Source organism: Leucobacter komagatae (assembly GCF_000834055.1).
Classification (GTDB): domain Bacteria; phylum Actinomycetota; class Actinomycetes; order Actinomycetales; family Microbacteriaceae; genus Leucobacter; species Leucobacter komagatae_A.
In genome coordinates this window covers 1-25,277 of the sequence record NZ_JXSQ01000010.1, presented here as the reverse complement: position 1 = coordinate 25,277, position 25,277 = coordinate 1, and the positions used below count along the sequence as shown (strand labels likewise).

Below are 25,277 nucleotides of genomic sequence, written 5' to 3'. Positions count from 1 at the left end.
TGGTTCGAGCGTTCGAATCGATGTGCCAATTCCAACGCAAAGGGCAACGCTAACAGGGATTTTGCGTGAGGGAGAAGCCCGTTCGCGAACTCGAATACCCGTGTTTTTTGAGTTCGGTGTGGCGAACTTGGGTGGGCGGAAACCGCTTCGCTACAGCACGGTAATCGAAGTCGCCTGCCAGCGTCCACGAAGTACCTCGAACCGGAGGGCGACGGCGCGCGAACGGCTCGGCGTCGTGAGTACGACGGAGGCCTCCGTAGCGCTCGGTGAGGGGTGGGTTGCGCGAACGCGCTGCACGACCGGCACGATCCGCCTGTGGTCGCGGTAGAGCGAGCGGCGCTCAACATTGAGTTGCCTGACCTCCGCGAGCTCCTCGGCGACCGCGGAGCTGATCCACTTACCGAGCTGCCCGATCTGACGGGTACCCTCGACCGCTTCGAACGCGAAAACAGCGACGGCGCCAATCGCGCGCGCATCCAGACGTGGCACGTCCGGCGCGCCTGGCTTGGCTGCGGTGAGCTTCGGGACGCGCTCGCCCGCACCGGTCGCCTCTGCTGGTGGCTCCGGCCCCGCTGTCACGGCGCGGAGCCGGGGCGGCTGGGGTCGGCCCTGGTGAGCGAGAGGCGTTGGGGAGGAGAGCGGCGCACCCATAGTGTGGACTTTCTGTGTCGGACCTGCCTGTCCGCGACCCCCACTCGCGGCCGATGTTGAGCCCCAACGTTACGTGGCCCTCATAATCCCAGGTCAAGCGTCGCATTCGCGGCGGTGGTGTGCTTACAGGTTGCAGACCGCCTGGCGTCGCTTGAACGGTGGGCTTGTGCCCTAGGCTTATGTGCGTGGCAACCCTTCGAAATCTTGCAACGAAGTACTCGGACCTCACGGAAGAGGAGCTCGAGTGGCTTGAACTGCTCGCGCTTGATCTTCCGCTGCTCGCCGATGTCGCGCTCAGCGACATCGTGCTGTGGGTACCGTCTGACAACGGTGACTATCTCGCGGTCGCGCACAGCCGACCTGCCGGGTACATCACGCTGTTCTACCGTGACGTGATCGGCGACTTCCTCCGGCCCGAGTGGCGTGAGGTCGTTGAGCAGGCACTCGAGACGGGCAAACCAGCCGCCTCAACTTCGCCGGCTTGGTACGAAGAGAACCCGATGAAGCTCACCGCGTATTCCATCAGCAGGCGCGACAGCCAGGGCAACGTGTTTGGTCCGTTTGCGGTAGCGACGGTGCATACGAGCGCACACGACACACAGCATGCGTCACGTATTGCTGCCGCGTTCCGTGAGGTCGCGAGCGACCTGCTCGGCATGATCCAGACGGGCGCGTTCCCGAACCCCGGCGGTGTCGGCGGGCAGCAGGGCGCGCCGCGGGCGACCGACGGTCTCGTGCGGGTGAACCTCGAGGGCATCGCAACGTTCGTGAGCCCGAACACCCAGACGACCTTCACCATGCTCGGCTACCGCGATGAGATCGAAGATCAGAATTTCTCGGAAGTGCTCTCAGAAGTATTGAAGGGCCAGTTCGACACGAACGAGTCGCTGCCCATCATCAGCCAGGGCAAGGTTGCGAAGCGCACGGAGATTTTTGCTCGTGGCCTCACCGTCGCGATGCGTTCCATCCCCGTGTACCGCGACGGCGAGCGAGTTGGGGGAGTGATCCTCACCCGCGACGTGAGTGAGCTCCGGCAGCAGGCACAGGAGCTCATCACCAAGGACGCGACGATCCGCGAGATCCACCACCGCGTGAAGAACAACCTGCAAACGGTGGCCTCGCTGCTGCGCGTGCAGGCGCGCAGGGCCCGCAGCGAGGAAGCGAAGCAGGTGCTCGGCCAGGCGATGCGTCGCGTTGCGGCGATCGCGGTCGTGCACGACACGCTTTCAACGGGGCTCGCCCAGATCGTCGATTTCGACGTCGTATTCGAACGGGTGCTCGGTCTCGCCGCTGAGGTCGCAAGCCTGCACGGCACCACCGTGCATCCCCGCAAGGAGGGCTCCTTCGGGGAGCTCCCGTCTGAGTACGCGACGCCGCTCGCGCTCGCGCTCACCGAAATTGTCACGAACGCGGTAGAGCACGGGCTCGCGGGCCGCGAGGGTGAGGTCTTCATCAAGGCGGATCGCACCCCAGAACGACTCACCGTTGAGGTCATCGACACGGGCACTGGGCTCCCCGGTGGCACCGTGGGCGACGGGTTGGGAACGCAGATCGTACGCACCCTCATCGAGGGTGAACTCGGTGGATCGATTCACTGGGGTGCAGACGTCGCCGGTGGCACCAAGGTGTCGATCGATATTCCGCTTCACTGGCTCGCAGCGCAGACCAGGCCGATTCCGAAGGTCGAGCGCTAGCGAGCCAGCGTGGCGGGCGTCAGTCGCGTTCGCGTGAGGTGCGCACGAGTACCGCGACGCCAACGATCAGCAGCAGCGCGCCAAGGCCGATGATCGTGGTGATGATCCACCCGACCGGGTCAATGTACCCGCCGACGGCGACGACCGCGACGTAGGCGCAGAACACCAGGATGAGCGCTCCCCACACGATGGGGCTCGTGCGCGGGCTTGGCTTCTTGACGCGCCCCGCAGGCTGAGGCGCTGCTACCTGCCCAGGCTGCTGATGTTGCGTCTGAACGGGTGGGACGGGTGGGCCAGATGGTGCTGGTGGCACCGGGGGCGCGGACAGCCACGGCTGCGCGACGTCGCCCGCCGGCTGAGCCGGTTGCAGCGGCTGTGTTCCCTCTACGGCCGGTGCGGCTTCTGTCAGCTGCACCGTTTCCGTTAACGGTGCAGTTGCTGTCGGGTCCACCTTCTCTGTGGGCTGTGCCGACTCTGCGGGCTGTGCCGTCTCTGTGGGCTGTGCCGTTTCCGGCGCCGGTGGCACGGGAGGAGTGGCTTCGGGCTCTGGCCCTGTCGCGTGTTCGGTGCTCATCGTACGAGCTCCTTTTCTAGCTTGGCGATCTCGTCGCGCGTGAATTCAAGCGTATTTTCGAGCCGTGCCTCGTGTGCTGCGGAGAGCTCCGACCCCTCGAGTTCGGTGATGAGCGATTCCTCCTCGGCACGGAGCGCCGAGAGCTCATCACGTAGCTCGGCGCGCAGCTCAGGAGTCGTGCCGGGAGCCTCGGGGAGCTGCGCCCGTGTGGCACCGGTTGCAGTCCCTTCGACCCGAATACTGCCCGCGATCATGTACACGTTCACTCGCGTCGCCGGTTCGCTGGCATCGACGCGGGTGTCGATCGTGCGGGAGAGCAGCGGCCCTGCGGATCGTTCTCCGTCGGGCTTTGCCTCCGAGGCGTCGATGGCGCCGGCCAACATGCGGATAGTGAGGACCACCGGTTCGGTTTTGGGGAGTGTAATCACGGAGACCCCGGTGAGGTGCCACAGATCGAGATCTTCGGTGGTGCCGCTGCCATCGAGCGCCGTGAGGTCGAGCTCACTGCTTCCAGCGATGATCACGCTGCTCGGGGCGGTGGTGCTCACGTTCATGCTGCCGAACGGCTGGAATCGGGTACCAGCGGGGAGCACCGACGTGAAGAGCAGAGCGATGACTCCGCAGATCGCGAGCAACCCGACCCAGCCGGTCTTGCGGCCCCGAACGCCAGCGATGATGAGCGAGACAGCGAGCACTCCCGTTGCTCCGAGCAGCGCTGCGGTGAGCACCAAATCTGAGCCGACTTGCCTGTCGAATGCGATGAACGCTGCGGTGCCGGCTGCGAGCAGTGCGAACGCGAGCGTGATGACGACGTGCGCCGCACCGAGCCGGGTGAAGTCGTGCTGCTGCGCGTACCGTGCGCTCCACTCGTCCGCCTGCTTGCCAACGTCTTCGCTCCAGCGAACGGCCTTCTCGCCGGCCCGGTCGGCACTCGCTGCGACGCGCGTCGCCCAATCGGCTTGCTGCTCGTGCGGCGGTTGGGTGCCATCGCCTGGCGCACTGGTCGTCGGCGGTGCGGTGTCGGCGAAGGCGGTGTCGGCTGCGGCAGGAGCGTCAGCCGTGTTCGACGGGGCTGGGTGCCATGCCCCAGAGGTGGGGGAGGCAGCGAACTGACTCGCCTGGTACGGGGGTGCCGGAGTTGGCCCGGCTGTCGGCTCTGCGGGCGCTGAGAACGGCGCTGCCTGCGGGCTGGCTGCGCCAGCGGTTTCCGTGTTCACACGGCGCCCGCGTTCGAGGAATACGCGGCTGAGGAGCACGGCAATACCCGCGATGACCGCGATCCAGGCGAACACTGAGATCGTCGTCGAGAGCCAGTGCGGCATGCCCATGACGTTCCACAGGCTCCACCCGCCGTACACGCCAATGCCGAACACTCTAAACAGCATGGGGAAGACGACGAAGATGCCAGCCGCGACCGTAGCTACTATGGCCGCGGCCCCCGCTCGCCCCCGGAAGACCTCCTCAAGGTGAATGCGCCCGCCCTGGTCTGGCAGGAGGAGCCACCCGACGAGGTAGAGCACGATGCCCGGTCCGCCGAGTAGCGCGAGGACGATGAAGATACCGCGCACGATGATGGGGTCGATACCGGCCCGAAGGGCGATGCCGCCCGCGACGCCGGCGAACCAGCGGTCGGTGCCGCGGCCAATGCCGAGGCCGCGGATCCACGTGAAGAATCCGGCGCCGAACGGGGTGTTCTGCTGGGCACCGCTGGGAGGAGGTGTGTGGTTCATACTCTGAGTCTGCCTTGAACCCACAGATGCGGCCATAAGGGTTCACCCTGATCTGACCCTGAATGACACCCCTGAGGGAGGCGAGCGAGCCCCGCGGGTGCTTTGATGGACACATGATGAGTACACAGCCGCGACCGCGTATGCTCACGCGCTCGGCGACGGATCGCCTCCTTGCAGGGGTGTGCGGTGGGCTCGCTGAGCATCTCAGCGTTCCGGTGATCGCCGTGCGGATCACGATGGCCGTGCTGGTCCTCGCCGGTGGCGCCGGTGTGCTGCTGTACGCCTGGCTCTGGGTGACAGTGCCGCTCGAAAGCACCGAACCCAATGTCGCTCCGATGCGGCGCGCGCTCACGCGGCCGAGCGGCACCCAGGGCGATCGCGGCGGGCGGGCTCGACCAGAACCAACAGCCCAACCGGCGGGATCCGTGCCCCGTGGAACGCCGTCAGCGCCGTACCTGGCGCCGCCAAGGCCTGCAGGACCAGCGCAGGCAGGGCAAGCGCAGGCGGGGCCACAGCCGGTGCCGCCGGCAAGGGCGGAGTCGGCGGTGCCGCAACCAGCGTTAACCCGGCAACTGGGCCCTGCACAATCACCGCCGAAGGCTGACCCAGCCGCCGCGCACACCGGCGATGCGCCGGGCCAACAGGGGCGTCAACGCCCACGCTTGCCCGTCGCAGAACTGCTCTTTGGGGCATGCCTGCTCATCGTCGGGATACTTCTCGTTGTACAGCAGCTCGGGGTCGCGCTCAGACTCTCGGTGATCCTGCCGGGTCTCGCGGTACTCGTCGGAGTCGGTCTCACTTGGTGGCAGATCGCCGACCGCAATCGGCCTGACCGCAACCAGGTGCCGAGAGTGCTTGGCGCGCTCTCGCTTGTCGCCGTCGGCGTGCTGATGTTCTTCGTCACCGCAGAGAGCCCGAACATTTGGACGGTGATGGCCGCAGCGCTCGCCGCATTGGCCGGCGTGGCCCTCGCAATCGCCCCGTGGTTGTTGCGCCTGAATCGTGAACTCATTGCTGAGCGCGCTGGCCGCGAACGCGAGGCGGAACGTTCGGAGATCGCCGCACACCTGCACGACTCCGTGCTCCAGACGCTCGCGCTCATTCAGCAGCGCTCGGCCCCTGGCAGTGAGGTCTCGCGCATCGCCAGGGGGCAGGAGCGTGAGCTTCGTGAGTGGTTGTTCCGTGCGGCGGACGGCGGCAGCGCCGCCCCGAAGGAGACCGCACTGGAAGCGCTTCGCGGGCACGCAGCTGCACTGGAGGACGCGCACCCGGTTCGTTTTGAGACCGTCGGTGTCGGCGCCGAGGTCGTCGTCCCTGAGCCGATCGTCGCAGCGGCCAGGGAAGCCATGCTCAACGCGGCAAGGCACGCCGGGGGAGAGGTCACGGTGTTCGCCGAGGTTACGGCAGCGCGAGTGTCGATCGACGTCACGGACCGCGGGCCAGGGCTTGACCCCGCTCACCTCCCAGAGGGACGCATGGGTGTTCGCGATTCGATCCTCGGTCGAATGGCCCGCGCAGGTGGAACTGCGAAGATTGTCCCTGGTCCGGGTGGAACCGGGACCTCCGTGCGGCTGGAGATGCCGCGCGAGCAAAAACCAGAGCCTGCCGGAGACGCAGGGGCAGGAGTGTCACCGTGACCGAAGAGAGCCCCGCGGCGATCCGCGTCGTGATCGTCGACGATCACCAGATTTTTCGCACCGGCCTGCGTGCCGAGCTCGGCCAAGAGATCGAGGTCGTTGGCGAAGCCGCTACCGTCGACGAGGCCGTCGCATTGATCCCGGGTGTCGCGCCAGACGTCGTGCTGCTCGACGTGCACCTTCCGGGAGGCGCTGGCGGGGGCGGTGCCGAGGTACTGCAGCGCCTCGCCGCAGTCACACCGGCAACCAAGTTCCTCGCCCTCAGCGTCTCAGACGCTGCGGACGACGTCGTCAACGTGATCAGGGCCGGAGCGCGCGGCTACCTCACCAAGACAGCTTCCGGCGCTGAGGTCACGGCCGCCGCGCTCCGCGTGCGGGGCGGCGACGCGGTCTTCTCACCTCGCCTCGCGGGATTCGTGCTCGACGCGTTCGGCACGGGACTCGGAGAGACTGCCGCTGCCGATGACGAGCTCGACCGGCTCACCGCGCGTGAGCAGGAGGTCATGCGCATGATCGCACGCGGCTATGCCTACAAGGAGGTCGCGGCGGAGCTTTTCCTCTCCGTCAAGACCGTGGAGACTCACGTGTCGAGCGTGCTGCGTAAGCTGCAGCTCTCGAACCGACACGAGCTCACCGCCTGGGCGCTCTCGAAGCGTCTGCTGTAGCCGCACACCCGAACCTGGCTAGACCCAACCAGGGAGCCACAGATGCCAGCGCCAGAACCACTCTGGGACGGGCATGGCCGACCAGACGGGGAAGAACAGCACCGAGACAATCACTGCTGCGGCGACGAAGATCCCGACAGCGATCCGCCTGCCGGCGACCTCGTCGCGACCGCCGCGACGGCGACAAATCACTCCGATCACGAGCGCCAGGGCGACCGCGGAGAACGGTGTGAGCACCACCGCATAGAACTGAAACACGGCCGAACGGGAAAGGGTGAGCACCCACGGCAGCCAGCCAGACAGGTAGCCGGTGACGACGAACGCGGCAGCGAACGCGCCTGCCCCGAGCACCGGGCTCCGTCGCACGAGCTCCCGTGGGCGCATGAGTGCCCTGAAGCCCCAGATGGTGAGGAGGATGAGCGCAGCAACGCCGCCCCAGGTGATGAGGATGTTCGGCAGCGGCGAGATGGTTGCGGTGAGCCCGCCGTCAAGGACCTCGTGGTACATCGCGGTGGGGCGGAGCCCCAGTGGCCAGGAGAGCGGATGCGCCTGATACGGGTGGGGCGCAGACAGCGTGGAGTGCCACTCGAACATGCCGACGTGGTACTGCCAAAGCGCGCTTGGCCACGGCCCGTCCGCGCGGCCCCAGCCGCCAGTTGTCAGGATCCACCCGGCCCAGCTCGCGACGTACACGGCCGCGGCGGTTGGCAACGCAATCACACCTGTCGCGAACGCCTGCCGCGTCCATCGCCCTAGCGCTCGGGCTGTGCTCGCGTGCCGGTGCAGCGCAAGATCGGCGGTGACCCCGAGCGTCCGCGCTGCCTCCCTCGCGGCAACAACCCGCACCAGCAGGTCGCGCGCTGCGGTGAGGAGCAGGAATGCAGCGAGTGGGTAGAGCCCAGACCACTTCACCGACGCGGCGCAACCGAACGCAATCGCGGCAGCGAACAACCACGGCCTCGACCACTGCACCGCGATTCCGGAGGCGGTGAGCCGAGTGCGATCCACGACCCGCTCATGGTCGCGCCACATGAACAACGCGCCGAGCACGACAAACGCCGCAAGAATGCCGTCGAGCAATCCGACCCTGGTCAGCACCACGTGGACGCCGTCGACCGCGAGAAACAGGCCCGCGAGGAGTGCGACAACCGTGCTTCGACTGATCCGCCACCCGAGCAGCATGGTGAGCCCGACCGTCACCACGCCCGTGAGTGCCACTCCAGCGCGCCACCCCCAGCTGCCATCGCCAAACACGAGGAGTCCGAGGGCAATGATCCACTTCCCCAGTGGCGGGTGAACCGCGAACGAAGCGTCGTCCGTGAATGGGGTCGCCATGCTCGGGTCGTCGTCTGGCCACGACGTAGGGAATCCGTTGGCGAGCTGTGTGACGGCGTCGCGCACGTAGTAGAGCTCGTCGAACACGAGCGTGCCTGGCCTGCCGAGCGCCCAGAACCGCAACAGCGCTGCGAGTGCGAGCACAGCGAAGACACCGATGGTGGCGATAACGCGCGAACGCCTGTGCAATCTGCCCGGCATATGCTCAGCCTACGGCTAGCATGGGAGAGTGATCACACGGCTCAGCTCATACTTTCTTAAGACTCTGCGCGAGGACCCCTCTGATGAGGAGGCCCGAAGCCACAAACTGCTCCTGCGGGCGGGCTACATCCGGCGCCAGGCGCCGGGCGTGTTTGCCTGGCTGCCACTCGGCCTCAGGGTGAAGGCGAAGATCGAGCAGATCGTTCGCGAGGAGATGGCCGCCGCTGGCGCCCACGAGGTGCACTTCCCGGCGCTGCTGCCGCGCGAGCCGTACGAGGCGAGCGGTCGCTGGGAGGAATACGGCGACAACATGTTCCGCCTGAAGGATCGGCACGGCGCCGACTACCTCCTCGCGCCCACCCACGAGGAAGTCTTCACGACCCTCGTGAAGGACATCGTCACGTCGTACAAGGACCTGCCGCTGCAGCTCTTCCAGATCCAGGACAAGTACCGCGACGAGGCACGCCCCCGCGCAGGACTGCTGCGCGGCCGCGAGTTCACGATGAAGGACGCGTACTCGTTCGACACCACCGACGAGGGCCTCGACGCCGCCTACCAGAAGCAGCGCGATGCGTACGAGCGCATCTTCACGCGCCTCGGCCTCGAATACGTCATCGTCGCCGCTGATGCCGGCGCAATGGGTGGATCGCGCTCGGAGGAGTTCCTGCTGCCCATCGCGATCGGCGAGGACACCTTCGTGCGCTCGGCAGGCGGTTACGCGGCCAACGTCGAGGCGTACGCGACCCCGATCCCCGAGTCGCTCCCCATTGAGGGGCAGCCAGCGGCCGTCGTGTTCGATTCGCCAGACACCCCAACGATTGACACCCTCGTCGCGCACGCGAACGCCGTGCTGCCGCGCGAGGACGGTCGCGCGTGGACCGCCGCCGACACGCTCAAGAACGTCGTGCTCGCCGTCACCGACCTTGAGGGCGAGCGCTCGCTCGTCGTCGTCGGTATTCCGGGCGACCGCGACGCGGACATGAAGCGCGTCGAGGTTGCGTTCCCGAACTGCGAGGTCGAGCCAGCAACGGCAGCAGACTTCGCGAAGCACCCCGGCCTCGTCAAGGGCTACATCGGGCCTGGCGCCGCCGGCGCACCCGTACTCGGCCTCGAGGGCTCCTCGGGCGTGCAGTACCTGCTCGATCCCCGCGTCGTGCCAGGGACCACCTGGATCACGGGCGCAAACGAGCACGAGAAGCACGTCGCCTTCCTTGTCGCCGGCCGCGACTTCACGGCAGACGGCGTCGCCGAGATCGCTACCGTGCGCGAGGGTGACCCCGCACCCGACGGCTCTGGCCCCATCGAGACCGCGCGCGGCATGGAGATCGGCCACGTCTTCCAGCTCGGCCGTAAGTACGCCGACGCGCTCGGCCTCAAGGTGCTCGACGAGAACGGCAAGCTTGTCACCGTGACCATGGGCTCGTACGGCATCGGCGTCACCCGCATCCTCGCGGCGCTCGCTGAGCTCAACAACGACGAGCGCGGCCTCCTCTGGCCACGCGCGATCGCGCCGTTCGACGTGCACGTTGTGGCGACCGGCAAGGACCCCGCGATCATCGAGATCGCCGAGTCGCTCGTTGCGACCCTCGCAGACGCTCGCGTCGACGTGATGTTCGACGACCGCCCGAAGGTCTCGCCAGGCGTGAAGTTTGGCGACGCCGAGCTCATCGGGGTGCCACGCGTTGTCGTCGTCGGCCGCGACGCAGCCGAGGGCTTCGCCGAGGTCTGGGACCGCGCCGCCGGCACCAAGGAGAAGGTCGCCCTGTCGGAGGTTCCCGCGCTCTTCGCGTAGGGCGGCAGCTCGCCTCGCGCTGGCGGGACCCGGCGGGCCCCGGTGGCACCCGGTTGTACAGAACGGCTTGGGTGTGTGACTTAGTCGCACACCCAAGCCGTTCTGTTGTGCTGCGCAACACCGGGTTACGATTGCCCCACACCGACGGAGGGGCAGCATGAGCGTGAACGAGCCCGCGGAGCACACGCGGCAGGCCAAGAAGCCGGGCGTCGACGTCTCGATTCCCTGCGCCGACGGTTACCGCCTTGCCGGTCGCGTATTCAGGCCGCACGCGGGGACGGACCTCGGTGTCACCGCGGTCATCACAACGGCGACCGGCGCAAAGGCGTCGTACTATTGGCGCTACGCCGACTACCTCGCGTCGCGGGGTGTGGCAGCGGTGGTGGCTGACTATCGGGGGATCGGCCGGTCCGCCCCGGCTGGCGGCTCCGCAGGCCTCAGAGCGATGCGCACCCGGTGGCACGAGTGGGGCACCCTCGATATCGATGCGGTTATCGCCTGGGCGGAGGGCGATGGGCCGGGCAGAAGGATCGTCGCTGTTGGGCACAGCTTCGGAGGGATCGGGGTGTGTATTGCGCCGCGTGCTGCCGCGGTCGAGCGCCTCCTCATGGTGGGTGCGCAGCATGCGCACTGGCGGGACTACGCGGCACGGAACCCGCGGGCACTGTTTCGCTGGCACCTCGCGATGCCGGCAGTTGCGGCAGCCGCAGGTTACCTGCCCGGGCGCAGGCTCGGCTGGATGGAGGACATGCCGCGTGGTGTTGCCTTCGATTGGGCTCGGGGCCGGGCGAACTTTGCTGACACCATAGGGCGGGGTGGGCGCGAGGTGATGGAGCGTGTGTCAACGCTCGACTTCGATGTCCTCGCGGTTGCCGCAACCGACGATCCATTCGCGACGGGGGCAGCCACCGAACGGCTCCTCGGCTACTTGCGCAGCGCGAGCATCGAACGGTGCTCGGTTTCGCCCGCGGAGCTCGGGGTCGAAGAGATCGGTCACCTCGGCGTCTTCCACGATCGGTTCAGGGATTCGCTGTGGGCGCCATCGGTCGACTGGCTCCGCGGCGGCGCATTGGGAGGCCGCGCGGAGCCGAATGCGAGCGAACACACGTAAGGGAGTAGGTATTGCGTAAGTGGATCGGAGGAGCAGCATGTCTGAACACGCAGGCCGCGCAGGCGAGGTGTACCGTGACGACGGCGAACTGATTGGCCAGCTCCGGGAATCCGAGCCGGGCCTCTGGGTGCCATGCGCGGTGTTCGGGTCGCCGCTCGCTACGCCGCGATCCAGAGCCGCTGCCGAAGCGTTCTTGTTGGGCAACGGCCTCGGATACCTCGCCGAGCGCTGGGAGGCTCGCGAGGGTGAGGACTGGGTGACCGTGCGGATCGTCGAGGCGCGTCCGGGTGAGGTCACCGTGAGCTACGCCGACTACGGGCGGCCGGATCTCTTCAACTCGCGCAGGACACTCACGCAACCGAGCCCTAGTGAGCTTCGCATGGGCTGAATCCCCGGGCGGGCGGAGTGCTGGTTGTCAGGGGTGGGGTGCGGCGGGGCGTGATGCTGCCCGGCCTGCGCAGCGCGCAGCGCGCGCATAAGCCGATGGCCCCGGCCGTGCGGTGCACGATCGGGGCCATCTGGGTGCGCGCAGCGCACAACTTCTCTGGTTAGGAAGCGAGTACCTCGTCGAGGATCAGGCCAGCCTTCTCCTCGTCGGTCTTCTCGGCGAGCGCAAGCTCTGACACGAGAATCTGACGGGCCTTGGCGAGCATTCGCTTCTCTCCAGCTGAGAGCGAGCGAACCTCCTGGTCGCGGCGCCACAGGTCGCGAACGACCTCGGAAACCTTGATGACATCACCAGAGGCAAGCTTCTCGGTGTTTGCCTTGAAGCGACGTGACCAGTTCGTCGGCTCCTCGGTGAACGGAGTGCGGAGCACCTCGAACACCTCCTTGAGGCCTTCCTGGTCAATGACGTCGCGAACGCCAACGAGGTCGCAGTTCTCTGCAGGCACCTCGATCGTCAGGTCTCCCTGATCGACCTGAAGCTTCAGGAAGAGCTTCTCCTCGCCTCCGAGTTTGCGCTTCTTCACCTCGATGATCTTGGCTGCGCCGTGGTGGGGGTAGACGACGGTCTCTCCGACCTCAAATTGCATCGAGTTGCTCCTTGTGTTAAACCAACCACTAGAATACCACAGCTCGCTGCCCGGAGGCTGGTGTATCTTGCGATGCGGTGCTGTCGGGTCGCAAGTGACCCTCTCGGGGGATAGTATTGACACAGGTCTGCGTGCTTCGGGCGCGCACGTTTCAGTTCATCCACGGCTCGGAGGCCCTCTTGAAGAATCGGATCGCCGCTTCACTCGCGCTTGCAGCAGCGCTCACGCTCGGTATGAGCGGGTGCAGCCTCATTGCCCACAACGCAACAGGCGTCGAATACGCCCCAAGCGACGGCGTGCAGGTCACCTCTGAAGGCGTTGCGCTTCGGAACATCATCCTCGTCGCAGACGAGACGGGCGAAAACTTCAACCTGGTGTTCACCGCGGTGAACAACACGGGAGCTCCCGCGCAGGTGTCGCTCAACATGAACAGCGAGGGCGCAGACGCGTCCGTCGAGTTCGTCGCCCCGGACGGAACTACTTCGTTCGGCAACCCGGCAAGCGATGAGGAAGTCATCGTCGCAACGCTCGGTGGGCTGCAGGCCGGTCAGACGGTGAAGACGTACTTCACCATCAACGGCACGGGCGACCTTGTCGAGTACATCCCGCTGCTCGATGGCACGCTCAAGGAATACCAGGACTACGTGCTCCCGGCCGGCGTCGGCCAGCTCGGCGACATCACCGCAGAGCAGCTCGCCGCGATGACCGAGGAAGAGATCGAAGCCGCAGCTGAGGCTGCAGGCGAGTCGGTCGCCGAATTCACTGAGCGCTTGAGCTTGCAGGATTCCGCCACGACGAAGTCCGACTAGCAGCACTACTCGGCTTTGCCGACAGGCTCACGAAACGGGCGCCAAGCGAGAATCTCGCCTGGCGCCCGTTTCGCGTCTCAGCTGGGTTAGCCGAAGCGGTAGCCGACGCCGCGGACGGTCGAGATGAGCTTGGGCTGTGCCGGCTCCTCCTCGATGCGTGAGCGGACACGCTTGACATGCACGTCAAGCGTTTTGGTGTCGCCGTAGTAGTCAGAGCCCCATACCCGGTCGATGAGCTGGCCGCGGGTGAGCACCCGACCGCTGTGACGCATGAGGAGCTCGAGCAGCTCGAATTCGCGCAGCGGCATAGCGATCTCCGTACCGCGCACGGTCACGGTGTGCCTGTCGGTATCGAGACGTACCCCGTTTGACTCGAGTGCGCCACCGTCCTCGTCGTCATCCGTTGCCTGATCCTCGACGGGCACCGCTCGGCGCAGCGCAGCGCGAACGCGTGCGAGTAGCTCGCGCGTCGAATATGGCTTTGTCACGTAGTCGTCAGCGCCGAGCTCGAGCCCAACGACGATGTCGATTTCGCTGTCCTTCGCTGTGAGCATGATGATGGGCACCTGCGAGCGCTGTCGAATCTCTCGGCACACCTCGGTTCCCGGCAGCCCTGGGAGCATGAGATCGAGCAGCACGAGGTCCGCGCCGTGTGTGTTGAACGCCCGCACAGCGCTGTTGCCGTCGTCGACGACTGAGACGCTGTATCCCTCGCGCTCGAGCAGAAAGGCGAGCGGCTTGGAGATTGACTCTTCGTCTTCGACGAGGAGGATATTTGGGGACACTACGAGCGTCCTTTCGTGTCTGTGAGCTGCTGGAGGGCTTTGCGCGTGCGTTTCACTCGCTTGGCACGTTTCTTCTTCGGAATATCGTTCAGGGGGAATGAGAGCGTGAACCGGGATCCCTCGCCGGGCGTTGAGCGCACCGTGACGTCGCCACCGTGTGCGCGCAGGGAGTGCCTGGCGATGCTGAGCCCAAGACCCGTACCGCCGTCCTCGCGGCTGCGTGCGCCGTCGACGCGGTAAAAGCGCTCGAAAATGCGCTCGAGGTGTTCGGGTGGAATGCCCGGCCCGGAATCGGTGATGGTGATGGTGAAGTGACGCTTCTTGTGCGCGATGCGGATCCGCACCGAGGCGCCCTCGGGGGAGTGGCGGATCGCATTGCTGAGGATGTTCGCGACGGCGCTCGAGATCGCACTCGCTCGCCCGTGGATCGCAGCGGATCGTTTGAGGTTGGAGCTGTCGATGAAGAAGAGGCTCACGCCGCGCCGCTCAGCGAAGCTCTCGTGGGCGTCGATTTCCTCGTCGACGACGGCCCGCAGATCGACCTCTTCGAGGTGCTCGGGGCGCAGTGTGGACTGTGCCTCTGAAAGCTGGATGATGTCGCGCGAGAGGTCGGCGAGCCGTTTGGATTCCTTCACCAGGCTCGCAGCGAACTCGCGCACCAGCTCGGGGTCGTCGGCGGCTTCCTTGACCGCCTCGGCGAGGAGGCCGACGGCGGCTATGGGGGTCTTCAGCTCGTGCGAGACGTTGGCGATGAAGTCACGCCGCATTGCGGTGAGCCGCTGCGCCTCTCCGAGGTCTTCCGCGATGACAACGAGAAAGTCGTGCTCGATGCGCACGACATGGGTGCGTACGGGGGCTCCCGGGTCAGCCGGCTGCGGGTCGCGGTGAGAGGGGGTGCCTGTCTCGAGAACGCGGCGTGCGCGGATCTGGAACTCGATCGTGCGGAGCAGACCGAGCTCGGTGGGGGTCTCGCTCCGTCTGGCGACATCATTGGCGTAGACGGCGGTGAGGTCTCGGTCGAGGATGACGGCGAACGCGTCAAGACCATCGAGGATCGCAGTGGCGGTCTCGGGAAGGCCATGGAGCTGTGGAAGCTCGGCAAGCGGGAGCATGTCTTCATCGTAAACGGGAGCGAACCATCCGCGCACACGGTAGTGAAGAGTTCGCTCACTGTTTACCTTGTAGTGACGGCTAGTTCACAGTAACCGGCGAAAGTAAGTACGCAAGAGGTTGGCCACGAAAGGACATCATGCGCGCAGTATTCCAGCAGTCGCTGAGCGAGTTGCAAGACCGACTCACTCTGATGGCAGAGCTCGTCGAAGCGTCAATTGGCGAGGCGACGACCGCCTTCGGCAACTCTGACGCAGAACTCGCCGAGAACGTCATTGAGCGCTCGGAGGAGATCGACGCGCTGTCGCTCTCGCTCGACGAGCTCGCATTCGACATCCTGCTCAGGCAGTCACCCGTTGCGTCGGACCTGAGGCTCGTTGTCGCCTCGCTGCGCATGAGCGCGGAGCTCGAGCGGATGAGCGACCTTGCGGAGCACATCGCAGAGCTCGCGCGGTACCGGTACCCGGACAGCGCGATTCCGAAGGGGCTGCGTAAGACCTTCACCCGAATGGGGGCGCTCGACGTGGAGATGGCCGAGGCAGTCGTCCGGTTGCTGCGCGAACAGGATCCCGCGATCATCATCGAGATCCGCGACCTCGAAGACGATCTCGACAAGTTGCACGCGAAGGTGTTCACGAAGATGCTCAGCGACAAGGTGAATGCCGACGCGCTCGGCCTCGTTGACGCGACGCTCGCGAGCCGCTACCACGAGCGGTTTGGTGATCACGCGGTTGGCGTTGCGAAGCAGATGCAGTTCTTCTTCTCGGGAGAGATCGCATAGCGCTCTCCGATTTGCAACATTCGCGGGGCCCCGGTAATGCAAACGGTAGACTTGGGGCGTGACACAACGCATCTACGACACGCACGCACAGGCAGTAGTCGACTTCGTCCCGCAGAACGCGGGCAAGGTCGGACTCTACGTCTGTGGGCCGACGGTGCAGTCATCGCCGCACATCGGCCACTTGCGGAGCACGCTCGTCTACGACCAGATGCGGCGCTGGTTCCGGGCAACCGGCCACGACGTCACCCTCATTCGCAACGTCACCGACATTGACGACAAGATTCTCGCGAACGCGCAGCTCGCGGCCGAGGCGGGCGGCACCGAACAGTGGTGGGCGCTCGCCTACCGTGTCGAGCGCGAGTTCACCGCTGCATACGACGCGCTCGGGATCCTCGCCCCGACCTACGAGCCGCGCGCTACCGCGAACATTCGCGAGATGGTCGCGCTCATCGAACGGCTCATCGAACGCGGTCACGCGTACCAGGCGAACGACGGCTCGGCGAGCGTGTACTTCGACACCGCGAGCTGGCCAGAATATGGCACCCTGACGCGCCAAAAGCGCGACCAGATGGAGGACGCCGCGGACTCTGAGCCCGTCGGCAAGCGCGACCCGCGCGACTTCGCGCTGTGGAAAGCGCACCGCGGCTCCGAACCCGAGTCGGCCTCCTGGCCGTCGCCATGGGGCGATGGGCGACCCGGCTGGCACATTGAGTGCTCGGCGATGGCGGCGCGGTACCTCGGAGACGCCTTCGACATCCACGGCGGTGGGCTCGACCTGCGCTTCCCGCACCACGAGAACGAGCTCGCGCAGTCCACAGCTGCCGGGCAGGCGTTCGCGAAGTACTGGATCCACAACGGCCTCGTGAACACGGGCGGCCAGAAGATGTCAAAGTCGCTTGGCAACTCGCTGTTCGCAGCGGATCTACTCGCCGAGGCCCGGCCCATCGTGCTCCGCTACTACCTCGGTGCTGCGCACTACCGTTCCGTGCTCGACTACTCGGCCAATTCGCTCTCAGAGGCGGCAGCCGCCTTCGACCGGATCGAAGGCTTCCTCGCACGCGCTCACGAATACATCGTTGGTGCAGCCGAGGACACGCTCGCAGGCGAGGCAGCAGCCCAGCTGTACCTCGGACCGCTCGGCGGCGCAGCGACCACCGAGTCGTTGCCGGCTGAGTTCACCGCGGCGATGCTCGACGATTTCGCGATCCCACAGGCGCTCGCGGCCCTGCACGAGGCCGTTCGCGCCGGAAATACCGCGATCGATGCCGGTGATGGTGACGCGCTGCTGAACCGCGCAATCGAGGTCGTCGCGATGCTCGATGTGCTTGGACTCGATCCACGCGATAGTGTATGGGGCGCGGCTTCGGGAGACGCCGCCGCCGATACGGCGCTCGATGCGCTGATTACCGGCCTCATCGAGCAGCGTGCCGATGCACGCGCAAACAAAGACTTCGCCACGAGTGACGCGATCCGCGATCGCCTTGCTGGTGCTGGAATCATCCTAGAAGACAGTCCGAACGGAACCCGCTGGAGCCTCATATGACGAACAAGAAGGGGCGCCCAGGCGCCGTACGCAAGAAGGGGCTCGGTAAGGGCGTCGGTTCTGGAGGTCAGGGTCGCCAGGCACTCGAGGGCCGCGGCCCGACCCCGCGCGCCGAAGACCGCGACTACCACCCGAAGGCAAAGGCCAAAGCATCGCGCGAGCGTTACGAGGCTGCGAAGGCACGCCATCAGGGCGGCGCAGGCGGATCAGGCGGCGGTCGTGGACCGAGCAACAAGAAGACCGACGAGTCTGAACTCGTGACCGGTCGCAACGCTGTGCTCGAGGCGTTGCGCACCAAGATCCCCGCTACGACCCTCTACATTGCCTCGCGCATCGAGATGGACGACCGTACGCGTGAAATCATGCGCATCGCGACAAACCGCGGTGTCGCAGTGCTTGAGGTCATGCGCCAAGAGCTCGACCGCATGACGGACCGGGACACCGTGCACCAGGGCGTCGTGCTCAAGGTGCCGCCCATGGAGTACGCGCACCCGATGGATCTCCTCGAGGAGACCCTCGACCGCGGTGAGACCCCGCTGTTCGTCGCGCTCGACGGTGTTACCGACCCGCGCAACCTCGGTGCGATCATCCGCTCCGTCGCCGCATTCGGCGGACAGGGCGTCATCGTGCCGCAGCGCCGCTCGGCCAGCCTGAACTCGGCCTCGTGGAAGACTTCCGCTGGCGCCGCGGCGCGGATCCCCGTTGCACGTGCAACAAACCTCACGCAGACCATCAAGGAGCTCAAGAAGCAGGGGCTCTTCGTTGTTGGTCTTGACGGCGACGGCGACGTCAGCCTGCCCGGTCTCGACCTTGCTGGCCGTCCGCTCGTGATTGTCGTCGGTAGCGAGGGCAAGGGCCTGTCCCGCCTCGTCACGGAGACCTGTGACGCGATCGTCTCGATCCCGATCTCAGCAGCGACCGAGTCGCTCAACGCCGGCATCGCCGCGTCCGTTGCGCTCTACGAGGTCTCGAAGCTCCGCGCCGGCCAGGCAGTGGACGCCGAGTAACTCCAGCTGTTTACAAAGCCCCGGCCCGCGCGTTTACACGCGCGGGCCGGGGCTTTGTGCTGCGTCGGAACGCTACAGCTGGGCTGCGAAGGCGAGCACAGCTGTTCCGATGGCGAGCGCGAGCATACCGAGGCAGTTGAACCAAAAGGCAACGCCAAAAAACTTGGCCCGTATGTGTGCGGCGACGGCGCAGCCGAAATAAGCGATCACCCCTACGTGTGCGGCGAGTGCGACCCCAGGAACCCAGATGCCCGCAAGCAGACCGGTCGCCGCGAGCAGCTTGATGACGATGAGGGTCCACCACCAGTCTCGCGGAAACCCGACTCCCGACAGGCAGCTGCTGATAAACCGTGGCGGTCGCAGTGAGAGCGCTGCGTCGGCTATGAGGACGACCGCGAGCAGCGCAGTCGCCCACCACGGTGCGGGGACGAAGGTCATGTGCTGTTCCTTTCGCGGGGTCTCCCGACTGTGTGAGACGAGGCGGGAAGGCGACAGAGTCTTTTCACGCTGGGGTTTCGGTGCCAGCCGGGCAACGGCAGGTGTGGAGGTGCGATTCCGAGAGCCGCTGGAGCGCAGTTACCAGTGCGTCTGTGTCCATATCTAACTCAGGTGGCCAAGTAAACAGCAGCCCGAGGTAGGCAAGGTAGATCGCCCTTGCGCGGGCAGTTTGCAAAGTTGCGTCCGTTGCTCCGCCCGCTCGGTCGCAGCGAGCCAGTTCCTCGGTGATCTCGCCTGTCAGAGTATCTGCGAGCTCGGAGAACACTCGGGAAGAGTGCTGCCCGCTTACCAGGATGCTCGCGTAGCTGCGGCTGAGCGCAGGCTGTTGGGTGAAGAGTTCTGCGAATGGCTCGAAAAGGAGCGTGAGTCGCTCCGCGCACGGGATTGCACTCGTAGCAGCCTCCACTGGCCGGGCAGTGTGGATCTTGGCTATGTGGCCGTCAAACACCGAAACGAGCAGGGCATTCTTATCGCCGACGGACATGACTGTTCCGACGCTGAGGCCGGCGGCAACTGCGATGTCCTTTACTGTTGTGTCGGCGAACCCGAATGTTGCGAAGAGTCGTTCGGCCGCATCGAGCACCTGAGCAACTGACGTGCGGCGTTGAAGCCGGCGTGAGAGCATTCAAGCCTCCGTCCGGATGGAGTGGGTGAACGAGTTCAGTGAACGCGTTCAGTTTAGCACTCCGCTCACCCCGTGTCAGCTCTGTTCCGACGCAAGACACAGAGGGGGCCTCCCGCGAATACGCAGGAGGCCCCCTCGGTCGTGGAGGTGCCTTGTTACAGGCGCTCGAGCACGTAGTCGATCGCGCCCGTGAGCGTGCGCACGTCGTCCGGATCAATAGCCGTGAACGTCGCCACACGAAGCTGGTTGCGGCCGAGCTTGCGGTAGGGCTCGGTATCGACGATGCCGTTCGCGCGCAGCGCCTTCGAGATTGCCGTCGCGTCGATCGAGTCGTCAAAGTCGATTGTTGCAACGACCTGCGAGCGGTGCGCACGGTCCGTCACAAACGGGGTAGCAACTTCACTGCGCTCTGCCCAGTCGTAGAGCACGCCCGAGGACTCCGCAGTGCGGGCGGAGGCCCACGAGAGCCCGCCGTTGCCGTTGATCCACCGAACCTGCTCATCCATGAGAGCGAGCGTCGACAGGGCAGGCGTATTCAGCGTCTGGTTCAGGCGCGAGTTCGACAGGGCTCCAGCGAGGTTCAGTGTCTCCGGGATGTAACGGTCACCGTTCGTCTGCCGCTCAATTCGCTCGATAGCCGCGGGCGAGACAAGTGCGAACCACAGCCCGCCATCCGAAGCAAAGTTCTTCTGCGGCGAGAAGTAGTAAACGTCAGTCTCGGAAGCGTCGAAGTCGATGCCGCCCGCGGCGCTCGTCGCATCGACAACGGTGAGCGCGCCAGGATCCACATCGGCTCCGGCCGCCCGACGCACGTCGGTCATCACGCCGGTCGACGTTTCGTTGTGCGGGTATGCGTAGACATCTACGCCGGTCTGGGGGAGTAGCTCTGAACGTGAGCCAGGCTCCGCCTTGCGAATGACCGGCTCCTCGAGGAATGGCGCCGCAGCGGCGGCCGCGCCAAACTTTGCCCCGAACTCACCGAAGGTGAGGTGCTGGCTCCTGCGGGAGATCAGCGAATGGACTGCAGCGTCCCAGAACGATGTCGCCCCGCCGTTCGCCAGGACGATCTCGTATCCCTCTGGCGCGCGGAACAGCTCAGCGAGGCCCTCGCGCAGGCTGCCAACGAGGTTCTTTACGGGTGCCTGCCGATGCGAGGTGCCAAGCACGCTCGGCTGGAGGCTCGAGAGGAACGCGATCTGCTCGTCGCGGATCTTCGAGGGCCCGCAGCCGAAACGTCCGTCTGCGGGAATAAGAGAGGAGGGCAATTCAATCGCTGGCATGGGCTAATTCTAGAGAGTAAAGCACGCCCGCGTCGCCATGCGTCGTCCGCGATTCGGGGCCGCATGGCCCGATCCTGCTGCCGCATGGCTGAAGTCTTGCGTGAGTGAGGCGCAGAGATGTCGTAAGCTGGGGCTAAGCAGACAGCTGGTGGGGTATACATTGACGGATCTGATTGACACTACCGAGATGTACCTTCGAACAATCCTCGAACTCGAGGAAGAAGGCATCGTGCCGCTCCGCGCGCGCATCTCAGAACGGCTCGGACACTCGGGACCAACGGTCTCGCAGACAGTCGCGCGCATGGAACGCTTGGGGCTCGTCGTCGTCACAGACGACAGGCAACTCGAGTTCACCGAGGAGGGGCGTGCCAGAGCGATTCGCGTGATGCGTAAGCATCGCCTCGCAGAGCGGCTACTCGCTGACGTGATCGGCCTCGAATGGGAGTTCGTTCACGAAGAGGCATGTCGCTGGGAGCACGTGATGAGCGAGCAGGTCGAGCGAAAGCTGTTGAGCATCCTCGACAAGCCGACCGTCTCCCCCTACGGCAACCGCATCCCCGGGCTTGAAGAGCTCGGCGCGGTCGCCGCGCCATCGGCAAACCGTGGCGAGCGCGGCATGACCGACTGGATCGCCCAGCCGCACAACCCCCCGAGCGCGACGATCCGCCGCCTCGCGGAACCAGCGCAGTACGAGCCAGAGCTGCTCGCGCAGCTCGCGGCAGCCGGCGTCGTCCCCGGCAACAAAGCTTCTTTCACCCGCATTGGCGACTCTGTTCGCGTCGAGGTGGAGGGAAATAGTGGTGCTATCGACATTCCAGTGGAGGTGGCGGCACACATTTTCGTCTCATAGATGAGACGGCGTCTATATGCGATGCATTTTCGCAGGCGTTCGAACCCGCAGTTTTGGCGAGCCCATTATGCAATGGAGCTGATACCCAGAGGAGACAGCTTTGTCACTTCCCACACCTGAGGCGCACCTCAGCACTGTCCTTCACGCCGTCGAAAGTCGTAACCAGGGCGAGCCTGAATTTCTCCAGGCCGTCCGCGAGGTGCTCGACACCCTCGCTCCCGTGCTCGAAGAGCACCCCGAATATATTGAAACCGGCATCCTTGAGCGCCTCGTCGAACCCGAGCGGCAGATCCTGTTCCGTGTTTCGTGGGTAGACGATAACGGCAAGGTGCAGGTGAACCGTGGCTACCGCGTGCAGTTCAATGCTGCGCTTGGCCCGTACAAGGGTGGGTTGCGATTCCACCCGAGCGTCAACCTGTCCGTGGTCAAGTTCCTCGGCTTCGAGCAGGTCTTCAAGAACGCCCTCACCTCGCAGCGCATCGGCGGCGGCAAGGGCGGTTCCGATTTCGACCCGGCTGGCAAGAGCGACGCAGAGGTCATGCGTTTCTGCCAGGCCTACATGACGGAGCTCGTGCACCACATTGGTGAGCACACCGACGTCCCCGCCGGCGATATCGGTGTTGGTGCCCGCGAAATCGGCTACCTCTTCGGGCAGTACCGTCGTCTCACTCACCGCTACGAGTCTGGCGTGCTCACCGGCAAGGGTAAGGGCTGGGGTGGTGCAGAGGTGCGCACCGAGGCCACTGGCTACGGCGCAGTGTTCTTCGCGGAAGAAATGCTTGCTCGCGCGGGAGAAGGCGTCGCGGGTCGCCGCGCAGTGGTCTCGGGGTCAGGCAACGTCGCCACCTACGTCATTGAGAAGGTGCAGCAGCTCGGTGGGCGTGCCATCACCGCGTCCGACTCGAGCGGCTACATCGTCGATGAAGCTGGAATTGACCTTGAGCTGCTCAAGCAGGTCAAGGAAACTGAGCGCGCACGAATCTCCGAGTACGCTGAACGCCGACCGGGAGCACACTACGTCGCGGGCGGAAACGTTTGGGACGTTCGCGGCGAGCTGGCCTTCCCGTGTGCCACCCAGAACGAACTCGATGAGGCCTCGGCGCGCGAGCTCATTAAGAACGGCGTACGCGCCGTCGCCGAGGGCGCGAACATGCCCGCGACGCCGGAGGCGATCGAGCTGTTGCAGGAGGCCGGGGTGCTGTTTGCGCCTGGGAAGGCAGCGAATGCTGGCGGCGTTGCAACGTCTGCGCTGGAAATGAGCCAGAACGCCGCGCGGTCCCGCTGGGACTTCGACAAGAGCGAAAACCGCCTGCACGAGATCATGCGCGACGTGCACGAGCTCTGCTATTCGGCCTCTGAACGCTACGGGAAGCCAGGCGATTACGTGCTCGGTGCGAACTCAGCTGGCTTCGTCACCGTGGCACAGGCAATGCTCGAGCAGGGCGTCATTTAGCCCGCGTAATCTAAGCGTGACAATTTCGTGATGTTCGGTTAGGCTTGTCCAAGTCTTAGCTTTCCGGCCGTTTCCTGGCCGGTTATAAGCGCAAACGTGAGGTAGATATTTCGTGAATTCACAGCCCAGTACCGAGGTCGTAGCTGCGACCGACTCCGCAGCATCGTCCAAGGCGAAGGTCAAGAAGATCGCACGTGTGAGCGGCGCTGCCGTGTTCACTTTCGCGATGTTCGGAACGCTCGCTCTCCCCGCATACGCAAACAGCACGCAGGAAGCGCCCGTGGCGGCCGTCGCAGAGACGCAGACGATCAAGGTCACCGCTGGCCCGTCGCTCACGAAGATTGACGACATCCCGCTCGAGGTCGACACCAGCGTCGCCGATCAGGAGCGTCGCGAGAGGCTCGTGGCTGCTGCCGAGGAGCGCTCGAAGGAGCTCGAGGCTGCGAAGTCGGACGAAAAGGTTGAGGCTCCGGCCGCGCCTGAGGTTCCAGCCGGGTCGGGCGCAAGCGGCCTCGTAGCTGCAGCGCTCGCGCAGGTTGGCGTCAGCCAGGACTGCACCGACCTCGTGCAGAACTCGCTCGCAGCAATCGGTCAGACCGAGCGCCGCGACGCAGGTGGCTACGACCACGGCGTAAACGACTTCGGCCGCTACGGCGCAACCGTGAGCTACGTTCACGGCACCACTGCTCTCGCTCCGGGCGACCTGCTCGTGTGGCCGGGTCTGCCCCACGTCGCCGTCTACATCGGTGGCGGCCAGGCAGTTCACGGTGGCTGGAGCGGTGGCACCACCGTCGTAGACGCGATCAGCGTGTGGGGCCAGCTCCCCTCGCAGGTCGTGCGAATGAGCTAACACTTTGTCATCCAAGAGGGGCGCAGCTTTCGAGCTGCGCCCCTCTTGTGCGTTCAGGCCCCGCCGCCGACCCCCGTTCTTCATGGCAGCGCGGGTGCGCGACGCGCGTGCGCATGGCGACCCATGGTGGTCGCACCGACACCGCCGGTCTGAGGTGCGCGAATTTCCGCCGCAACCCCGCACCCGGGGTGCCGAGTGCGCTAGACTCGTTGCTTGGCGCCCAGCGGGCGCTTCCCGCCTTGGTAGCTCAGTGGATAGAGCACTTCTCTCCTAAAGAAGGTGTCGGAGGTTCGATTCCTCTCCAGGGCACAACACAATTAGGCCGATACTTCCGCATGATTCTGCGGCAGGATCGGCCTTATTTCTTCTCAGATTCTTCCATGGCAACAGATTTGGCAACAATTGCTGTATCAATGTCTGAATCCAAGCGCTCGATAAGCGTCTCTAAATCATCCTCGAAGAGATCCGCGTAGGTGTCGAGCGTGATCGCAGCCGATTTGTGCCCGAGCATTCTCTGAACGATCTTGACGTGCGCGCCAGACTTCACGGCGAGTGACGCTGCGGTGTGCCTCATGTCGTGAACGGGCATGTAGGGCAGGCCCGCAGCCTTAAGTGCTGAGTTCCACCAGGTGCGAGCGTTCGGCCCGCCTGTAGGGGGATATACGTTCAGATGACAGCTTGGTTAGGCAGCCAGTGCGATCTGTTTGTTCATGATGGTCTCGTACTCGATCGGCGTCAAACGGCCCAACCGGTCTTGTCTGCGGCGTCGATGATAGGTGCGTTCGATTCATGCCGCGAGTGCTGATCGGAGCTCGTCTCGGGTGCCCCCGGGTGTTGCGGACAGGACGTTCTTTTTGGGCAGGCTGAAGAACGGCTATATCGCCGCGTTGTCACCCGCAGCACCGTCGCGCCCAATCGAGCCGGTCATCCTGTGACCGGTGAGAGCGCGCTGTAGTTCCCGGCTTCGGAACGGGGATCCACGATCTGTGTGCAGCGCACACCCTGCGACGTCTCGGCGGCGTAGTACGGCGTTGTTCAACGCACTCACCGCAAGCGAAGAGGTCATTTGCGCGTCGATGGAGTAGTCGACAATCCGGTTGGAGAAGACGTCTTTCACCGCGCAGAGGTAGAGCTTGCCTTCACCCGTCCAGTGCTCGGTGATGTCCGAGAACCATAACTCGTTCGGGGCAGGGGTCACGAACTCGCGCTGCATCGGGTCGTCATGCACAGGCGGGCCAGGCCTTCGGCCTCTCCCGCGGCTT

At 65.2% G+C, this 25,277-nt stretch carries 24 protein-coding genes, 1 tRNA gene and 1 pseudogene; 14 read left to right on the top strand and 12 right to left on the bottom strand.

Annotated features, from left to right (window positions below):
• Positions 1–150: 150 nt before the first annotated feature.
• Positions 151–579: an Rv3235 family protein gene (locus SD72_RS08790; protein WP_157000523.1), complete on the bottom strand. Its 429-nt coding sequence runs from the start codon at positions 577–579 to the stop codon at positions 151–153.
• Positions 580–836: 257 nt separating this feature from the next.
• On the opposite strand from SD72_RS08790, the gene SD72_RS08785 reads away from it, so the two are divergent.
• A complete protein-coding gene (locus SD72_RS08785) occupies positions 837–2,345 on the top strand; it encodes a sensor histidine kinase (RefSeq protein WP_042544082.1) in 1,509 nt (502 codons plus the stop codon).
• 19 nt (positions 2,346–2,364) lie between these two features.
• Here the strand turns inward: SD72_RS08785 and SD72_RS08780 are convergent, their stop codons facing one another.
• Both SD72_RS08780 and SD72_RS08775 read right to left on the bottom strand, forming a co-directional pair.
• Positions 2,365–2,919: a hypothetical protein gene (locus tag SD72_RS08780; RefSeq protein ID WP_042544081.1), complete on the bottom strand. Its 555-nt coding sequence runs from the start codon at positions 2,917–2,919 to the stop codon at positions 2,365–2,367.
• Positions 2,916–4,649 carry a PspC domain-containing protein gene (locus SD72_RS08775; RefSeq protein ID WP_052492572.1) on the bottom strand — a complete coding sequence of 578 codons (1,734 nt, stop codon included), beginning with the start codon at positions 4,647–4,649 and terminating at the stop codon, positions 2,916–2,918. Before SD72_RS08775 ends, SD72_RS08780 begins: the two co-directional genes overlap by 4 nt.
• A 113-nt stretch (positions 4,650–4,762) precedes the next feature.
• Between SD72_RS08775 and SD72_RS08770 the strand changes: the two genes are divergently transcribed.
• Positions 4,763–6,286, top strand: coding sequence for a PspC domain-containing protein (locus SD72_RS08770; protein WP_232299703.1), 1,524 nt, complete (start codon positions 4,763–4,765; stop codon positions 6,284–6,286).
• Positions 6,283–6,951 (top strand): response regulator, encoded by a 669-nt coding sequence (locus SD72_RS08765; RefSeq protein ID WP_042544079.1) that lies wholly within the window; start codon positions 6,283–6,285, stop codon positions 6,949–6,951. Before SD72_RS08770 ends, SD72_RS08765 begins: the two co-directional genes overlap by 4 nt.
• An 18-nt stretch (positions 6,952–6,969) precedes the next feature.
• On the opposite strand, the gene SD72_RS08760 is transcribed toward SD72_RS08765, so the two are convergent.
• The gene (locus tag SD72_RS08760) at positions 6,970–8,487 is read right to left on the bottom strand and encodes a phospholipid carrier-dependent glycosyltransferase (RefSeq protein ID WP_157000522.1); all 1,518 of its coding nucleotides are present in this window, start codon (positions 8,485–8,487) and stop codon (positions 6,970–6,972) included.
• 28 nt (positions 8,488–8,515) lie between these two features.
• On the opposite strand from SD72_RS08760, the gene SD72_RS08755 reads away from it, so the two are divergent.
• From SD72_RS08755 to SD72_RS08745, 3 genes are all read left to right on the top strand, one after another.
• On the top strand, positions 8,516–10,279 hold the full coding sequence (locus SD72_RS08755; protein ID WP_042544078.1) for a proline--tRNA ligase: 1,764 nt from the start codon (positions 8,516–8,518) through the stop codon (positions 10,277–10,279).
• Between the two features lie 157 nt (positions 10,280–10,436).
• Entirely contained in the window at positions 10,437–11,390 is a 954-nt protein-coding gene (locus SD72_RS08750) for an alpha/beta hydrolase family protein (protein ID WP_052492571.1), read from the top strand.
• A gap of 37 nt (positions 11,391–11,427) precedes the next feature.
• Positions 11,428–11,778 (top strand): hypothetical protein, encoded by a 351-nt coding sequence (locus tag SD72_RS08745; protein WP_052492570.1) that lies wholly within the window; start codon positions 11,428–11,430, stop codon positions 11,776–11,778.
• Positions 11,779–11,938: 160 nt separating this feature from the next.
• Here the strand turns inward: SD72_RS08745 and SD72_RS08740 are convergent, their stop codons facing one another.
• Complete coding sequence (locus SD72_RS08740) at positions 11,939–12,424, bottom strand: CarD family transcriptional regulator (RefSeq protein WP_042544077.1); 486 nt, start codon at positions 12,422–12,424, stop codon at positions 11,939–11,941.
• A 116-nt stretch (positions 12,425–12,540) separates the two neighbouring features.
• On the opposite strand from SD72_RS08740, the gene SD72_RS08735 reads away from it, so the two are divergent.
• The gene (locus SD72_RS08735; RefSeq protein WP_157000521.1) at positions 12,541–13,233 is read left to right on the top strand and encodes a DNA modification methylase; all 693 of its coding nucleotides are present in this window, start codon (positions 12,541–12,543) and stop codon (positions 13,231–13,233) included.
• An 86-nt stretch (positions 13,234–13,319) separates the two neighbouring features.
• Here SD72_RS08735 and SD72_RS08730 read toward each other — a convergent pair whose 3' ends face one another.
• Positions 13,320–14,018, bottom strand: coding sequence for a response regulator transcription factor (locus tag SD72_RS08730; RefSeq protein ID WP_042544076.1), 699 nt, complete (start codon positions 14,016–14,018; stop codon positions 13,320–13,322).
• Positions 14,018–15,130, bottom strand: coding sequence for a sensor histidine kinase (locus SD72_RS08725; protein ID WP_084767052.1), 1,113 nt, complete (start codon positions 15,128–15,130; stop codon positions 14,018–14,020). Before SD72_RS08725 ends, SD72_RS08730 begins: the two co-directional genes overlap by 1 nt.
• A gap of 137 nt (positions 15,131–15,267) precedes the next feature.
• On the opposite strand from SD72_RS08725, the gene phoU reads away from it, so the two are divergent.
• From phoU to rlmB, 3 genes are read left to right on the top strand one after another with little or no spacing between them, the layout of a single operon-like run.
• Positions 15,268–15,909 carry a phosphate signaling complex protein PhoU gene (gene phoU, locus SD72_RS08720; protein ID WP_042544074.1) on the top strand — a complete coding sequence of 214 codons (642 nt, stop codon included), beginning with the start codon at positions 15,268–15,270 and terminating at the stop codon, positions 15,907–15,909.
• A 58-nt stretch (positions 15,910–15,967) separates the two neighbouring features.
• Complete coding sequence (cysS, locus tag SD72_RS08715) at positions 15,968–17,452, top strand: cysteine--tRNA ligase (protein WP_042544073.1); 1,485 nt, start codon at positions 15,968–15,970, stop codon at positions 17,450–17,452.
• A complete protein-coding gene (gene rlmB / locus SD72_RS08710) occupies positions 17,449–18,459 on the top strand; it encodes a 23S rRNA (guanosine(2251)-2'-O)-methyltransferase RlmB (RefSeq protein WP_042544072.1) in 1,011 nt (336 codons plus the stop codon). Before cysS ends, rlmB begins: the two co-directional genes overlap by 4 nt.
• Before the next feature lie 72 nt (positions 18,460–18,531).
• On the opposite strand, the gene SD72_RS08705 is transcribed toward rlmB, so the two are convergent.
• The 3 genes from SD72_RS08705 to serC all read right to left on the bottom strand — a co-directional run bounded on the left by SD72_RS08705 (position 18,532) and on the right by serC (position 20,862).
• On the bottom strand, positions 18,532–18,897 hold the full coding sequence (locus SD72_RS08705) for a DoxX family protein (protein ID WP_042544071.1): 366 nt from the start codon (positions 18,895–18,897) through the stop codon (positions 18,532–18,534).
• 64 nt (positions 18,898–18,961) lie between these two features.
• Complete coding sequence (locus SD72_RS08700; RefSeq protein ID WP_052492569.1) at positions 18,962–19,582, bottom strand: TetR/AcrR family transcriptional regulator; 621 nt, start codon at positions 19,580–19,582, stop codon at positions 18,962–18,964.
• A gap of 155 nt (positions 19,583–19,737) precedes the next feature.
• Positions 19,738–20,862, bottom strand: coding sequence for a phosphoserine transaminase (gene serC / locus SD72_RS08695; RefSeq protein ID WP_042544070.1), 1,125 nt, complete (start codon positions 20,860–20,862; stop codon positions 19,738–19,740).
• Between the two features lie 160 nt (positions 20,863–21,022).
• Here serC and SD72_RS08690 point away from each other — a divergent pair, with 160 nt between their 5' ends.
• The 4 genes from SD72_RS08690 to SD72_RS08675 all read left to right on the top strand — a co-directional run bounded on the left by SD72_RS08690 (position 21,023) and on the right by SD72_RS08675 (position 24,324).
• Entirely contained in the window at positions 21,023–21,712 is a 690-nt protein-coding gene (locus tag SD72_RS08690; RefSeq protein ID WP_042544069.1) for a metal-dependent transcriptional regulator, read from the top strand.
• A gap of 100 nt (positions 21,713–21,812) precedes the next feature.
• On the top strand, positions 21,813–23,165 hold the full coding sequence (gene gdhA / locus SD72_RS08685) for an NADP-specific glutamate dehydrogenase (RefSeq protein ID WP_042544068.1): 1,353 nt from the start codon (positions 21,813–21,815) through the stop codon (positions 23,163–23,165).
• A gap of 112 nt (positions 23,166–23,277) precedes the next feature.
• The gene (locus SD72_RS16960) at positions 23,278–24,015 is read left to right on the top strand and encodes an NlpC/P60 family protein (RefSeq protein ID WP_052492568.1); all 738 of its coding nucleotides are present in this window, start codon (positions 23,278–23,280) and stop codon (positions 24,013–24,015) included.
• Positions 24,016–24,251: 236 nt separating this feature from the next.
• A tRNA-Arg gene (locus SD72_RS08675) sits at positions 24,252–24,324 on the top strand.
• A 49-nt stretch (positions 24,325–24,373) separates the two neighbouring features.
• Here SD72_RS08675 and SD72_RS08670 read toward each other — a convergent pair.
• Positions 24,374–24,604 (bottom strand): tyrosine-type recombinase/integrase, encoded by a 231-nt coding sequence (locus tag SD72_RS08670; protein WP_042544067.1) that lies wholly within the window; start codon positions 24,602–24,604, stop codon positions 24,374–24,376.
• 93 nt (positions 24,605–24,697) lie between these two features.
• Positions 24,698–25,277: pseudogene (locus tag SD72_RS18230) on the bottom strand (transposase); the annotation flags it as partial.